Source organism: Streptomyces antimicrobicus, from assembly GCF_020532625.1.
Taxonomy (GTDB): domain Bacteria; phylum Actinomycetota; class Actinomycetes; order Streptomycetales; family Streptomycetaceae; genus Streptomyces; species Streptomyces antimicrobicus.
In genome coordinates, this window is record NZ_JAJAUY010000159.1 from 1 (window position 1) to 13,636 (window position 13,636).

A 13,636-nucleotide genomic window follows, 5' to 3' on the forward strand; every position below is an offset into this window, starting at 1 on the left:
TCGTGCGCTGCCCGCCGCACGGGGGCGGATTCCCGTCGCGCGGCTGCGGCCGGTGGGTGGCTGGGCGCGCCGTTCCCCGCGCCCCTTTGGGTTGGGCCTGGTCCGGGCTCGGGCCGGGATGCGGCCGGGGGCGGGGCGGGGCCTTGCCCAGGGGCGTGGGGACGGCGCGCCCGCCCCGCCACGCTCAGGTCGTGGTCGGGTTCGTCCAGATGTACGGGGTCGTCGTCGTCAGGGCGTGGAAGCCCAGGCGGTGGAGGATGGGGCGGCTGTCGGGGGAGGCGTCGACCTGGAGGTACGGGATGCCGCGGCGGGCGGCCTCGGCCGCGCGGTGGGCCACCAGCGCGCGGTAGATGCCCTTGCCGCGCCACGCCGGCGCGGTGCCCCCGCCCCACAGGCCGGCGAAGGATCCGCCGGGGCGGATCTCCATGCGGGCCGCGCTCACCGGACGGCCGTCCGCCAGCGCGACCAGCGCCATCAGCGTCTGCGGCGCCGCCTCCAGCCGGCCCAGCAGCTGCTCGCGCAGCCCCGGGTGGTCCTCGTCGAACGCCAGCCGGTGGGCCTCCATCATCAGGTCGACCCCGGCCGCGTCCGTGACCTCCTCGATGCGGACCCCGTCCGGCAGCGCCGGCGGCTCCGCCCCCACCTCCGCCGTGCGGGCCACCATCAGCGTCTCCGCCGGCTCCGCCACGAACCCGGCCGCGCCGAGCCGCTCGCCGAGGTCGGCCGGCCGGTCGTGCCCGTACAGCTTCCACTCGAACCGCGGCACACCCGCCCCCGCGAAGTACGCGACCTGCGCCGCGATCTCCGCGTCCGCCGTGTCCTCCCGCAGGTCCGACCACACCACCGCGTTCCATCCGCCGTCCGGCGCGCACTGCCGTACGACGGCACCGGCCCGCTCCACCACGGCCCCCGGCCGGTCGGTCACCGCGCCGCGGCGCTCCTCGGCGTCGTACAGGTCCCGTACGTCTGTCTCAAAGGTCATCCGCGCAGCTGAGCAAGGAACCGTGCCCGTCCGCAACTGCATTAGCCTGGCGCCGTATGACTGACGACGGCCTTCCCCACCGCGACCTCACCCACCGCGACCTCACCCACCGCGACCTCACCCACCGCGACCTCACTCACCCCCGCCTCCCCGCCCCCGACCTCGACGACGCCCCCCTGCCCGACGTCTACGTCGGCAGGGCCGGCCCCGACGCCGCCCAGGACCGCGGCTGGCTGCTCGGCCACTTCAAGGAGCCGGACGACCCCCGCCACAGCAAGGACGTCGAGATCAAATGGGGCGTCCACCCGCGCGGCGAGCGCCGCGCCCAGTGGGTGCGCGGCGAGGACCGCACCGCGCTGCTGGTGCTGATCAGCGGGCGGTTCCGGATGGAGTTCCCCGGCCGTGACGTCGTCCTGGCCGAGCAGGGCGACTACGTCGTCTGGGGCCGCGGCGTCGACCACTCCTGGGAGGCCGAGGAGGACGCCGTGGTGCTCACCGTGCGCTGGCCCTCCGTCCCGGGGTACAGGGCCGAAGGGCCCTGATCCCCCCTCAGGGCTGTGATGATGCACACGAAACGGACCAACGATCACGAAACGCTGCGATCGTGGCCCGATGGACCCTGCGAGGGCGACCCCCTGCCGGCACGGGTCAGGCGTTCACGTGTTCCTTGCGTCGGGCTGTACCCCGGTGTGGATCCGAACCAGGGAGAGCTCGACCGTTGGCAGCAATCGCCCGGTGGTGCCTGCGGCACCGCCTCGTCGCCGTCCTGATCTGGCTGCTCGCCCTCGGAGCGACCGCCACCGCGGCCGTCGCCGCCGGACCGGCCTTCTCCAACGACTACGAGGTGCCCGGCACCGAGTCCAGCAAGGCCGGCGCCCTGCTCAAGCAGGGCTTCCACGACCAGGGCGGTGACACCGACAGCGTCGTCTGGCGCACCCCCGCGCACGAGAACGCCCGCACCCCCGACGTCGAGCAGCGCATGCGCCACGCCCTCGACACCATCGCCGCCCTCCCGGGCGTCGCCTCCGTGACCAGCCCCTACGCCCCCGAGGGCGCCGGGCAGATCAGCGCCGACGGCCGCACCGCGTACGCCGTGGTCACCTTCGACCGGCCGGCCGACGCCGTGCCCGCCGCCCAGGCGCGCGCCGTCGTCGCCGCCGCCAAGAACCCCGCCACCGAGCAGCGCGGCCTCCAGGTCGAACTCGGCGGCCGCGCCGTCGGCCTGACCGAGGCCCCCCGCCCCCACCTCGCCGAGGTCGTCGGGGTGGCCGTGGCCGGGGTCGTGCTGTTCCTGGCCTTCGGCTCCCTCGCGGCGAGCCTGCTGCCGCTGGCCACCGCCCTGGTCGGCGTGGGGACCGCCTACGCCGGCATCACCCTGCTCGGGCACGCCGTGCCGGTCGCCGACTTCGCGCCGATGCTCGGCACCCTGATCGGCCTCGGCGTCGGCATCGACTACGCGCTGTTCATCGTCACCCGCCACCGCAAGGGCCTGGCGCGCGGACTCTCCGTCGAGGAGGCCGCCCGCAACGCCGTCGCCACCACCGGCCGGGCCGTCGTCTTCGCCGGGGCCACCGTCTGCATCGCCCTCCTCGGCATGCTGGTCCTGCGGCTGAACTTCCTCGGCGGAGTGGCGATCGCCGCCTCCCTCACCGTGGTCCTCACGGTGCTGGCCTCGCTCACCCTGCTGCCCGCCCTGCTCTCGTACATCGGGATGCGCGCCCTGTCCCGCCGCCAGCGCCGCGCCCTCGCCGAGCACGGGCCGCGGCCGGAGGCGCCCACCGGGTTCGCCGCGCGCTGGGCCGCCTTCGTCGAACGCCGGCCCAAGCTGCTCGGCGCGGTCGCCACCGCGCTGATGGCGGTGCTCGCCCTGCCCGCCTTCTTCCTCCACCTCGGCACCTCCGACCAGGGCAACAACCCCGCCCACACCACCACCCGCAAGGCCTACGACCTGCTGGCCGAGGGCTTCGGCCCCGGCACCAACGGGCCGCTCGCGGTCGTCGCCCGGCTCGACGGCCCCGCCGACCGGGTCGCCTTCGACCGGCTCGCCGAGACCCTGCGCACCACCGAGGGCGTCGCGGCCACCGGCCCCGCCACGGTCAACCGCGCCGGCGACACCGCCGTGCTGACCGTCGTACCCGACTCCGCCCCGCAGTCCCGGGCCACCAGCGCACTGGTCGACCGGATCCGCCAGGACGTCGTCCCGGGCGCGGCGCGCGGGACCGGCCTGCAGGTGCACGTGGGCGGGGTCACGGCCGGCTACGACGACTTCGCCGAGGTCGTCGTCGGCAAGCTGCCGCTGTTCGTCGGCGTCGTGATCGCCTTCGGCTGCGCCCTGCTGCTCCTCGCGTTCCGGTCGATCGGGATCCCGCTGAAGGCGGCCGTGATGAACGTCGCCGCCGTCGCCTCGTCCTTCGGCGTGGTCGTGGCGGTCTTCCAGTGGGGCTGGGGGAGCGAGCGGATGGGCCTGGGCAGCGCCGGGCCGATCGAGCCGTTCCTTCCGGTGATCATGGTCTCGGTGCTGTTCGGGCTGTCGATGGACTACCAGGTCTTCCTGGTCAGCCGGATGTACGAGGAGTGGTTGGAGACGGGCGACAACCGGCGGGCCGTCCGCGTCGGCCTCGCCGAGACCAGCCGCGTGATCAACTCGGCGGCGGTCATCATGATCTCCGTCTTCCTGGCGTTCGTCCTCAGCGGCGACCGGATCATCGCCATGTTCGGCATCGCGCTCGCCGTGGCCGTGGCCCTGGACGCGTTCGTGCTGCGCACCCTGCTGGTCCCCGCGCTGATGCACATGCTCGGCGGGGCCAACTGGTGGCTGCCGGCCTGGCTGGAGCGGCGGCTGCCGCGCATCAGCATCGAAGCGCCCGAACGCGAGGCCTCCCGTGCGACACTGCCCGGGCAGCGGTCGGGCGCGGACGACCCCGGGCCGGCCGCGCTGCACCGCTAGCGGGCCACCGCTCGAAGGACCGACGACGCCGAAGGAACCGCATGTTCTCGATACCCCTGGCCGACGACGCCCACCTGTTCCCGCTGGAGGCGTGGCACGCCGAGGAGTTCTTCGCCCACATCGAGCGCGGCCGGGAGTACATCGGCCAGTACGTGCCGTTCCCGGACCGCTCCAAGGACCTGGAGGCGGCCCGCACCCTGCTCGGCACCAACGCGCACAAGGCCGCCGACGACGGCGTCCGGCTCTACGGCATCCGGCTCGACGGCACCCTGGTCGGCGGTGTCCTCTTCCCGGCCTTCGACGCGGCCGGCGGCAACGCCGAGATCGGCTGCTGGCTGGAGCCGGCCGGGGTCGGCCGGGGGCTGGTCACCAAGGCGTGCGGGGTGCTGCTGGACTGGGCGTTCGACGTGCGCGGCATCCGCCGCGTGGAGTGGCACGCGGCCTCGGAGAACAAGCGCAGCATCGCCGTGGCCCAGCGGCTCGGCATGACCCGCGACGGCGTGATGCGCCAGAACCACCTGCACCGCGGGGTGCTCCAGGACACCGAGGTCTGGGCGATCCTCGCCGACGAGTGGCGCGCCCACCGGGCGGCCGCCGGGCCGGCCGCGTAGCGCCTCTCAGGAACCTCTCATGCGGGGCGCCTACGGTGCCCCGCATGGACACCACGAAGCCCGGCCCCGACTCCGCCACCGCCACCGACCCCGGCCCCGCCCCCGACTCCGCCCCCACGGCCGCCGCCCCCGCCCCCGGCACTCCGCCGGTCGCCGCCGCGGACGTGGACGCCGACGCCGCCGCGGTCCTGGACGCGGACACCGACGAGGACGGGGCCACCGACCTGGACGGGGACGGGGACCCGGCCGAGGAGTTCGTCGAGGAAGGGCCCACGGGCGTCGGTTCGGCGGCCTCCGCCGTCGTCGCGGCCGGACTCGGCCTGGTCGCGCTCAGCGGCACCTGGGTCTCCCGCGTCCTCGCCGAGCGCGAGACGCTCCTCGGTCAGATCCGCTCGGTCGACGCCACGAGCACCCAGGCCAAGATCGAGGCGCTCTACGGCAACGCCTGGCACATGACCGCCCTCGTCAACGGCCTCTTCTCGGCCCTCGCCCTGCTCCTGGCCGTCTTCGTCCTGCTCCGCCCGGCCTTCGGCGCCCCCGGCCGCGTCCACCCCACCTGGGTCAAGGCGGTCGCCTGGGCGGGCACCGCCCTGGGCGCCCTCGGCCTGGTGGTGTTCACCCTGATGTACTTCGACGTCGTCACGCCCCTCCCGACGGCCGGGTAGCGAGGACTCAGCCCCACAGCCCCGGGGTGATCCGGACCTGGGTGCGGGCCTCGCGGCCGGAGGTGAGGCCCCGGGCGGCGTACGGGTGCAGCCCCGACGGCGTGTTGGAGACCAGGTCGGTGCGGAACCCGCCGTTCTTGTCGGCGGTGAAGACGTGGCCCCCCACGTCGGCCGCACTCGTGCCCCGGGTGAGACGGACCCGCTCGCCGGGCTTGAAGCCGTACCCCCGGAAGGTGCAGGCGTGGCCCGAGGCGTGGCTGCCGCACCCGACGAGCGTGGCGGGGCCCTTGGGGACCCACGGGGTGGGCGGCGGGCTGGTCACCGGGCGCTCGGGGTCCGGTCCCTTCGGGTACGGCGACGCGGGGCCGGTCGTGAGCGGGAGGGGGCGCGTGGTGGGGTGCGTGGTGGGGTGCGTGGGCGAGGACGGGTGCTCCTCGACCGTGATCCGGCAGCCGGCGACGGCGAGGACGGCCGTGGTGGCGGCCGCCGCGACGACGGCGGTCAGGCGTGCGCGCATGGTGCTTCTCCTGTCGGTCCGTTGGGGTCGTACCGACCACGGTGGGTCCCGTAGGAGGCCTGGAGCATCAGTACTGCCACTGAACCCGGTACGGGTCCCGGGGGCGTGCCCGCGGTGCGTCTCGGGCGGCAGCCGCCCCCGCAGCCGCCGCCCCGCGTCCGCCGCCGGTCCCGTCGGCCTCGGCTGCGGGATACTGCCGAGGTGGCAACCGAATTCGTCGGCCGGGCGGCCGAGTTGGCGGTCCTGGCGCAGCAGTTCGAGGCCGCGGCGCGCGGCCGCGGAGCCGTGGTGCTGCTCGCGGGGCCGGCCGGTGTCGGCAAGAGCACCCTCGCGGCCGAGGCGCTGCGCCGGTACGCCGGCCCCGCGGGCTTCGCCGTCGCCCGGGGACACTGCCCCAGGGACGCGGTGGCTCCGCCGCTGTGGCCCTGGCAGCACACGCTCCGCCTCGTGGGGGCGGCCCCCGGCCCACCCGGGCGGCGGGCCGCCGAACCGCCCGAGGCCCCACGGGCACCGGCCGACGGCCATGCAGAGGCCCTGGCGGCTGCCCCGGCCGACGCCCACACCCAGGCTCCGCCGGACGCCCCGGGCTACGCCCGCCCCCACGCTCACGCCCCGGCCCCGGTGGACCCCCCGGGCCCGGCGGACGCCCCGGCCCCCGCCCCGCCGTGGACCGCGACGGTGCCCGCCGACGCGGCCGCGGCGCGGTTCCTGGAGCTGGCCCGGATGACCGAGGCCCTGGTCGCGGCGGCCGCCGAACGGCCGTGGGCCGTCCTGCTGGAGGACCTGCACTGGGCCGACGCCGCCAGCCTCGACCTGCTGCGGCACCTGACCGGCGAGGCCGCCCGCACCGGGCTGCTCGTGCTCGGCACCTTCCGCGAACCGGTGCCCGAGGAGCCCGCCGCGGCCCTCGCGGAGCTCGGCCGCTACGGTGCGACCACGCTGCGCCTGGCCCCCTTCACCTACGCCGAGGTCGCCCGGTGCGTCGGCGAGGCCGATGCGGGGGAGGCGTACCGGCGCACGGGCGGTCTGCCCCTGCTCGTCGCCGCGCTGCGCACCCGCGCCGGCAGCCTCGGCACGGTCGTCAGCGGCCTGCTGGCCGGGCTCACCGCCGACCAGCGCGACGTCGTACGGGCCGCGGCCGTGCTCGGCGAACGGCTCGACGCCGCCCAGCTCGCCGCCGCCCTGCCCGGCCCGGGCGAGACCGTGGTCGCCCAGGCCCTGGAGGCCGCTTGGCACGCCGGGGTCCTCACCGCGGCGCGGACCACCGGAGCCGGGCGCACCTACCGCTTCACGCACGAGCTGGTCCGGGACGAGGTGCTCGGCCGGACCACCCCGGCGACCGCCCGGGCCCTGCACCGGGCCGCAGCACAGGCCCTGGAACGCTCCGGCGACCCCGCCGATGCCGCCCGGATCGCCGCCCACTGGCGGCAGGCCGGGACCGAGCCCGAGCACCGGACCGCCGCCGCGCACTGGTCCCGGGCCGCCGCCGCACTGGCCCGCGAGCGGCACGCCTACGCCGACGCCGCCCGGCACCTGGCCGACGCCGCCGCAGTCCTCGACGCGGGCGACCCGCAGCGCGCCCCGGCCCTCGTCGACCTGGCCCGCGCCGCCTACCTGGCCGGCCACTACGAGGCCTGCCTGCGCCACTGCGACGAGGCGTCCGCCGCGGCGCGGGCGCACTCCCGGCCGGACCTGCTCGCCGAGGTGGCCCTGGTGCTCCAGGGCGTCACCTTCCCGCACGCGTCGGACGCCGTCACGCGGATGTGCCGGGCGGCACTGGCCGTGCAGGGCCTGCCGGACGCGGTGCGGGCCCGGCTGCTCGCCCAGCTCGCCACCGCCTCCGCCGAACTCGACGTGCCCGCCGAGGCGGCCCGGCAGGCCCGGGCCGCCCTCGAACTGGCCGAGGCCTCCGGTGACCTGCGGGCCGAACTCGACGCCGCCCGCGCGGTGCAGATGACGCTGGCGCACCCCGACGACACCCCCGAGCGCCTGCGCCTGGGCGAACTCGCCGTCGCCCGCGCCGAGCGGCTCGGCGATCCGCTCGCCGCCGTACTCGGCCACCAGTGGCGCGTCCAGGCCGCGTACCTGCTGGGCCGGCTGGACCTCGTGGACGACGCGCTGCGCGGCATCGAAGCCGTCGTGGACCGCGCCCCGCTGCCCCTGGTCCGCTGGCACCTGCTGCGCGTGCGTGCGGCCCGGGCCGTGCAGGAAGGACGGTTCGCCGAGGCCCGTCGGCACAACGACGAGGCCACCGGACTCGCCCGGGCCGGCGGTGACCGGTCGGCGCTCGCGCTGAGCCACGTCCTGCGCCAGCAACTGGCCCTCGTCCGCGGTGACGCCACGGAACTGTCCGCGCAGATGTGGCAGGAGCTCGACCGCGCCCCGCGGCACCCGCTGGTGCTGTCCCTGCGCGGCCGGGCGCTGTTCCTCGCCGGCCGGCTGGACGAGGCCCGCGACGTCTACGGCCGGCTGCGTCCGCTGCTGCCGTTCCCCATGACGAACCCGCCGTGGCCCGCGGTGCTGCTCAACCTGGTCGACCTGATCGCTCTGGCCGGCGACGCCCAGGCGGCCGGGCTGGCGTACGACCAGCTCGCGCTGTTCCGGCCGTACCCGGGAGCGATCGGCACCCCTACGGCGTACTTCTCGGGCACGGTCAGCCGCGACCTCGGCCGGCTCGCGCTGACCGCCGGCCGCCCGGAGGAGGCCGAGGAACTGCTGCGCGAGGCGCTGGTGCGCAACCGCGCCCTCGGCGCACGCCCGTTCGTCGCGCTGACCTGCCTGGACCTCGCGGCGCTGCGGAGCGACGCCGGCGCCCTCACGGAAGCCGGCGCCCTCGCCCGGGAGGCGCTCGGCACCGCCGGCCGGCTCGGGATGCCCGGACCCGCCGCCACCGCGGAACGCCTCCTCGGGGAGATCGCCGCCCGGCGTACGGGCGCCGGCGCGCTCACCCCGCGCGAACGCCAGATCGCCGGCCACGTGGCCCGGGCCCGCACCAACCGGCAGATCGCCGCCGACCTGGTCATCTCCGAACGCACCGTGGAGAGCCACGTCCGCAGCATCCTCGGCAAGCTCGGCTGCGCCAACCGCACCGAACTGGTGGCCCGGTGGGCCGGCTCGTAAGGCCCCACGAGCCCCCGTACGGCCCCCCTAAGCACCCCCGTCGGGGGCCTTAGGCCGGCCCGTGGACGGGTGGGCTCCGCCCTAAGGCCCCCCGGCGTCCGCAGATGCGGCATGCGCCCGATGTGGGGGAGGGGGCTGGTCCGGGAATCTGGGAGCACACCGCAACGAGGTGCCCGAGAGACCCACCGCCCCGAGGAGACGCAGATGTTCGAGTACGAGATCGCCGTGGCCCGCCGTGCCGACCTCTACCGCGAGGCCGACCGCTACCGGCTGGTGCGCAAGGCGCAGGCCGCCCGCCGGTCCGCTCGTCGCGAGGAAGCAGAAGGGAAGGTGAGGGGCGACCGGAGCGTCTTCGGCCGCGCCGCGTGAGGCGGAAGGGACGTCTGTGACCTGACCGCACGATGACGACCGCCCTGATACGGAGTGCCGCACAGGCGGACCTCTGTGCGATGCTCCCCTGCGTGGAGACCAGATCTGTCAGCCCGGTGTTCGTCGGCCGCGCCGACGAACTGGCCGTCCTCACCGACGCCCTGTCCCGTGCCGCCGGCCACGAACCGCAGGCACTGCTGATCGGCGGGGAGGCCGGAGTCGGCAAGACCCGCCTCACCGAGGAGTTCCTCTGCGAGGCGACCCGGCGCGGCGCCGTCGTCGCCGTCGGCGGCTGCGTGGAGATCGGGGCGGAGGGCCTTCCCTTCGCCCCCTTCTCCACGGCGCTGCGCTCGCTGCGCCGCCAACTGCCCGAGGAACTGGCCGCCGCCGCGGCCGGCCAGGAGGGCGAACTCGCCCGCATCCTGCCCGAACTCGGCGAGACCCCCCGCGTCCCGCACGACGAGGAGAGCACCGCGCGGCTGTTCGAACTGACCGCGCGGCTGCTGGAACGCATAGCCGCCGGTCGGACCGTCGTCCTCGTCCTGGAGGACCTGCACTGGGCCGACACCTCCACCCGGCACCTGCTCGCCTACCTGTTCCGCACCCTCGGCAGCGGCAGCCTCGTCGTCGTCGCCACCTACCGCGCCGACGACATCCACCGCCGCCATCCGCTGCGGCCCTTGCTCGCCGAACTCGACCGGCTGCGCACCGTCCAGCGCATCGAACTGGCCCGCTTCAACCGCGCCGAGGTCCGCCGCCAGCTCGCCGGCATCCTCGCCTCCCAGCCCGACGAGGACCTGGTCGCATCCGTCTTCGAACGCTCCGACGGCAACGCCTTCTTCGTCGAGGAACTCGTCGCCTCCATGAAGAGCGGCTGCCGCACCGGACTCACCGAATCCCTGCGCGACCTGCTGCTCGTCCGCGTCGAGGTGCTGCCCGAAGCCGCCCAGCGCGTCGTGCGGATCGTCGCCGAGGGCGGGTCCACGGTCGAGTACCCGCTGCTGCTGGCCGTCTCCCGGCTCACCGAGGACGAGCTGATCGAGGCCCTGCGCGCGGCCGTCGGCGCCAACATCCTGCTCGCCACCGCCGACGGCGACGGCTACCGCTTCCGCCACTCGCTGGTCCGCGAGGCCGTCAGCGACGACCTGCTCCCCGGCGAACGCGCCCGCGTCAACCGCCGCTACGCCGAGTGCCTGGAGGCCGACGACACCCTGGTGCGCGCCGAGGAACGCGTCATCCGGCTCGCCACCTACTGGTACTACGCCGGCGAGCCGGCCAAGGCCCTGCCCGCCGTGCTCGACGCCTCCGTGGCCGCCCGCCGCCGGCACGCCTACTCCGAGCAGCTGAGGCTGCTGGAACGGGCCATGGAACTGTGGGACAGCGCCCCGGCGGACGTCCGCGAAGGACTGCGCCCCGTGGACTACACCGAGGTCTACCCGCCGTGCGGCTGCGACCCGGCCACCACCCCGCTCGTCCGGCTCGACCTGCTCGCCGAGGCCACCGTCGCCGCCCGGTTCGGCGGCGAACGCGAACGCGCGCTGAAGTTCACCAAGCTCGCGCTGCGGATGCTCGACGACGACCCCGACCCGCTGCGCGCCGCCTGGTTCTGGACCGAGCGCTCCCGGCTGGTCTCCAGCCTCGCCCGCGGCGACGGCTGGGAGGAACTGGCCAAGGCCCAGGAGCTCGTGCGCGGCCTGCCCCCCTCCCACGTGCACGCCGAGGTGCTGATGCGCGCCGCCGGCTGGGGCATGCTGCACAACCCCGGCCCCGACAACCTCGCCGCCGCCGAACGCGCCGTCGAGTACGCGCGGATGGTGGGTGCCGAGGAGGTCGAGCTCGACGCCCGGGTCACCGTCGGCTGCCTGCTCACCGACGCCGGCAGCCCCGACGCTGGGATCGCCGCGCTGCACGAGGTCAAGGACCTGGCCGTCGACCGCGGTTTCACGATGATCGCGGGCCGCGCGCACATCAACCTCACCTCCCAGCTGGAGAGCATGGGCCGCTCCCGCGAGGCGGTCGACGTGGCCGAGCGGGGCGTCGAACTCGTCGGCCGGGCCCGGCTCCTGGACACCGAGGCCTGGATCCGCGGCAACCTCGCCGAGAGCCTGTACAGCCTCGGCCGGTGGGACGAGGCCGCCGACGTCGCCCGCCGGACCCTGCACGTGGCGCAGAGCGCGGCACCGCGCGGCTCCGCCTCCGCGCGCCTGGCGTACTTGGCGCTGGCCCGCGGCGAACTGACCGAGGCCGCGCACCAGCTCGCCGCCGCCCACACGCACTTCGGCACCCACGACACCCAGCCCCAGCACCGCATCCCGCTGTACCGCCTGACGGTCGGCGTCGCGGCGGGGGAGGGGCGGATCGCCGACGTCCGCGCCGAGTTCCTCGACGCCGTCGCCTACGGCTTCCCGCTCGGCCACCACCGCTACGCATGGCCGCTGCTGCTCGCCGTGGCGACGGCCGAGGCCGACGCCGTGGGCCTGCCCAGCGCCGACGCCGGGCGCGCGGCGGCCCTGGACGCGATCCGCACCGCCGCCCGCGGCCTGGCCACGCCGTTTCCGGTGTGGGCCGCCCACGGCGAGTACGTCCGCGCCGAACTGCGGCGGGCCGAGGGCCGGGACACCGTCGAGGACTGGACGGCGGTCGAGACCGCCGTCCGTCCCCTGGAGCGCCCGTACCTGCTGGCCCGTGCCCGGCACCGGCTCGCCGAGGCGGTGCTGGCCGCCGGTGGCGACCGGGACCGGGCGGCGGGGCTGGTGCGTCACGCCCATGCCGCCGCCGACCGGCTCGGCGCCCGCCGGCTGCGCGAGGACCTGGCCCTGCTCGCCCGGCGCGCCCGGCTCCCGCTCGCCTCGACCGGCTCGGAGCCGGTCGAGGCCGAGGTGGACAGCGACCCGGTGGAGGCGCTGGGCCTGACCAGCCGGGAGCGGGACGTGCTGCGGCTGGTCGCGGCCGGGTGCAGCAATCGCCAGATCGCCGAGAAGCTGTTCATCTCGCCGAAGACGGCGAGCGTGCACGTGTCGAACATCCTGGCCAAGCTCGGGGTCTCCGCGCGGGGCGAGGCCGCGGCGCTGGCCCACCGGCTGCGGCTGTTCGCCCCGGCGGACCAGCCCACCCGCTAGGCGCGGCGCAACCTTGCCCCTGGGCGCCGGGGCCTGGCCTTGCCCCTGGGCGGCGGGGCCGAGCCGCGCCCTGCCCGGGGCCAGCCGTGCCTGCGGGCCGTGCCTGGCCCTGAGCCCGGCCCCGGCGCTGGCCCAGCCGTGCTCGGCCTCGGCCTCGGCCTCGGCTCGGCCCTGCCTGGCCCGGCTCCAGCCGTGCCCGTGCCCGGCCCTGCCCGGACAGCTCCGGCCTCGGCCTGGCCCGGCCCTGGCGCAGGCCTGGCCCTGCCCCTGAGCCCGTCCCCGGGGCCCAGCCAAGCCTTCGGGCCTGGCCTGGCTCCGGCCTCGACCCGGGGGCCAGCCGTGCCCGCGGGCCACGTCCTGGCCCGGCCCCGACCCGGGGGCCAGCCCGTGCCCGCAGGCCCTGACGGGCCCGGCCTGGCCTCCGGCCGAGGTCGCGTGCCAGCCCCGGTCGTGGCCCGGCTCCGGGCTCGGCGGGCCTTGGCCCCGGGCCGGTCGTGGGCCCGGTGCTGGGCTTCGGGGCCGGGGGTCGGGGCCGCGGGCTCCGGGTAGGGGTGTCCGGGACTGCATGATTTATGGCGATCTCAGATGATTTCGGATCTCGGGCGGGAGTCACGCCACAAATCACGCTTTACGTCCCGGACACCCCCACCCTGCGCCCACGACCCCGACCCCCAGCCGGCCCCGTCGGTCCGGTCCCGGTCGTCCCGCTTCCGGTCCGCTTCCGGTCCAGGGCCCGCTTCCGGTCCGGTCCCGGCTGCGGACCGGACGCCGCCCGACCCGGCCCCTAGCGGGCCAGTTCTGGCCCCGGCGGGCCCAGGCCCTGCCCCACCGCCTGGCCCCACAGCGGGCCCGGCCGGCTCCCCCCGGCCTCGCCGGGCCAGCCCCTGCCCCCGCCCGGTCAGCCCGGCCCAAACGCGGCACCGCGCCAGCTCCGACCGTCCCCGGCCTCCACCGGCCGCGCCCGCCCGGGTCCCGAGCGGCCCCGGCCCGGTCCGGCCCAGTGCAGCCCGCCCAGCCCGGTCCAGCCTGGACCCGACCGGCCAAGTGCAGCCCGGCCCTGGCCCCGGCCCCAGCCACGGCCGGCCCGTCCAGCCTGGTCCAGCCGGGCCCGGCCCGGTCCGGCCACGGCACGGCTCCGGCACGGGTCCGGTCGAGCCACGGCGCGGTCGTCCGGCCAGGTCCAGCCCGGCCGGGGCCCCGGCCTCGGCTCCGGCTCGCTCCGGCCCGGTCCAGCCACGGCACGGTCCAGCCACGGCACGGTCCCGTCCGGCCGGATCCAGCCCGGTCCAGCCAGGCCCGGCGGTCC

At 76.5% G+C, this 13,636-nt stretch carries 9 protein-coding genes; 7 read left to right on the plus strand and 2 right to left on the minus strand.

Going from position 1 to position 13,636, the window contains the following annotated elements:
* Positions 1–184: 184 nt before the first annotated feature.
* A complete protein-coding gene (locus tag LG632_RS26580) occupies positions 185–982 on the minus strand; it encodes a GNAT family N-acetyltransferase (RefSeq protein ID WP_226730087.1) in 798 nt (265 codons plus the stop codon).
* A gap of 176 nt (positions 983–1,158) precedes the next feature.
* Between LG632_RS26580 and LG632_RS26585 the strand changes: the two genes are divergently transcribed.
* The 4 genes from LG632_RS26585 (at position 1,159) to LG632_RS26600 (ending at position 5,205) form a co-directional block, all read left to right on the plus strand.
* The gene (locus LG632_RS26585; protein ID WP_226730095.1) at positions 1,159–1,524 is read left to right on the plus strand and encodes a cupin domain-containing protein; all 366 of its coding nucleotides are present in this window, start codon (positions 1,159–1,161) and stop codon (positions 1,522–1,524) included.
* Positions 1,525–1,700: 176 nt separating this feature from the next.
* The gene (locus LG632_RS26590) at positions 1,701–3,929 is read left to right on the plus strand and encodes an MMPL family transporter (RefSeq protein ID WP_226730088.1); all 2,229 of its coding nucleotides are present in this window, start codon (positions 1,701–1,703) and stop codon (positions 3,927–3,929) included.
* Between the two features lie 41 nt (positions 3,930–3,970).
* A complete protein-coding gene (locus tag LG632_RS26595; protein WP_226730089.1) occupies positions 3,971–4,540 on the plus strand; it encodes a GNAT family N-acetyltransferase in 570 nt (189 codons plus the stop codon).
* A 44-nt stretch (positions 4,541–4,584) separates the two neighbouring features.
* The gene (locus tag LG632_RS26600; protein WP_226730090.1) at positions 4,585–5,205 is read left to right on the plus strand and encodes a hypothetical protein; all 621 of its coding nucleotides are present in this window, start codon (positions 4,585–4,587) and stop codon (positions 5,203–5,205) included.
* Positions 5,206–5,212: 7 nt separating this feature from the next.
* On the opposite strand, the gene LG632_RS26605 is transcribed toward LG632_RS26600, so the two are convergent.
* Entirely contained in the window at positions 5,213–5,722 is a 510-nt protein-coding gene (locus LG632_RS26605) for a hypothetical protein (RefSeq protein ID WP_226730091.1), read from the minus strand.
* 201 nt (positions 5,723–5,923) lie between these two features.
* Between LG632_RS26605 and LG632_RS26610 the strand changes: the two genes are divergently transcribed.
* The 3 genes from LG632_RS26610 to LG632_RS26620 all read left to right on the plus strand — a co-directional run bounded on the left by LG632_RS26610 (position 5,924) and on the right by LG632_RS26620 (position 12,330).
* Positions 5,924–8,842, plus strand: a complete 2,919-nt coding sequence (locus tag LG632_RS26610; protein ID WP_226730092.1) for a helix-turn-helix transcriptional regulator — start codon at positions 5,924–5,926, stop codon at positions 8,840–8,842.
* Positions 8,843–9,046: 204 nt separating this feature from the next.
* On the plus strand, positions 9,047–9,211 hold the full coding sequence (locus LG632_RS26615; protein ID WP_226730093.1) for a hypothetical protein: 165 nt from the start codon (positions 9,047–9,049) through the stop codon (positions 9,209–9,211).
* Between the two features lie 80 nt (positions 9,212–9,291).
* Complete coding sequence (locus LG632_RS26620) at positions 9,292–12,330, plus strand: helix-turn-helix transcriptional regulator (protein ID WP_226730094.1); 3,039 nt, start codon at positions 9,292–9,294, stop codon at positions 12,328–12,330.
* Positions 12,331–13,636 lie beyond the last annotated feature (1,306 nt).

Coding starts and splice junctions, on each gene's coding strand:
- LG632_RS26615 (WP_226730093.1), top strand. CDS start 9,047: ATGTTCGAGTACGAGATCGCCGTGGCCCGCCGTGCCGACCTCTACCGC.
- LG632_RS26580 (WP_226730087.1), bottom strand. CDS start 982: ATGACCTTTGAGACAGACGTACGGGACCTGTACGACGCCGAGGAGCGC.
- LG632_RS26595 (WP_226730089.1), top strand. CDS start 3,971: ATGTTCTCGATACCCCTGGCCGACGACGCCCACCTGTTCCCGCTGGAG.
- LG632_RS26605 (WP_226730091.1), bottom strand. CDS start 5,722: ATGCGCGCACGCCTGACCGCCGTCGTCGCGGCGGCCGCCACCACGGCC.
- LG632_RS26620 (WP_226730094.1), top strand. CDS start 9,292: ATGCTCCCCTGCGTGGAGACCAGATCTGTCAGCCCGGTGTTCGTCGGC.
- LG632_RS26600 (WP_226730090.1), top strand. CDS start 4,585: ATGGACACCACGAAGCCCGGCCCCGACTCCGCCACCGCCACCGACCCC.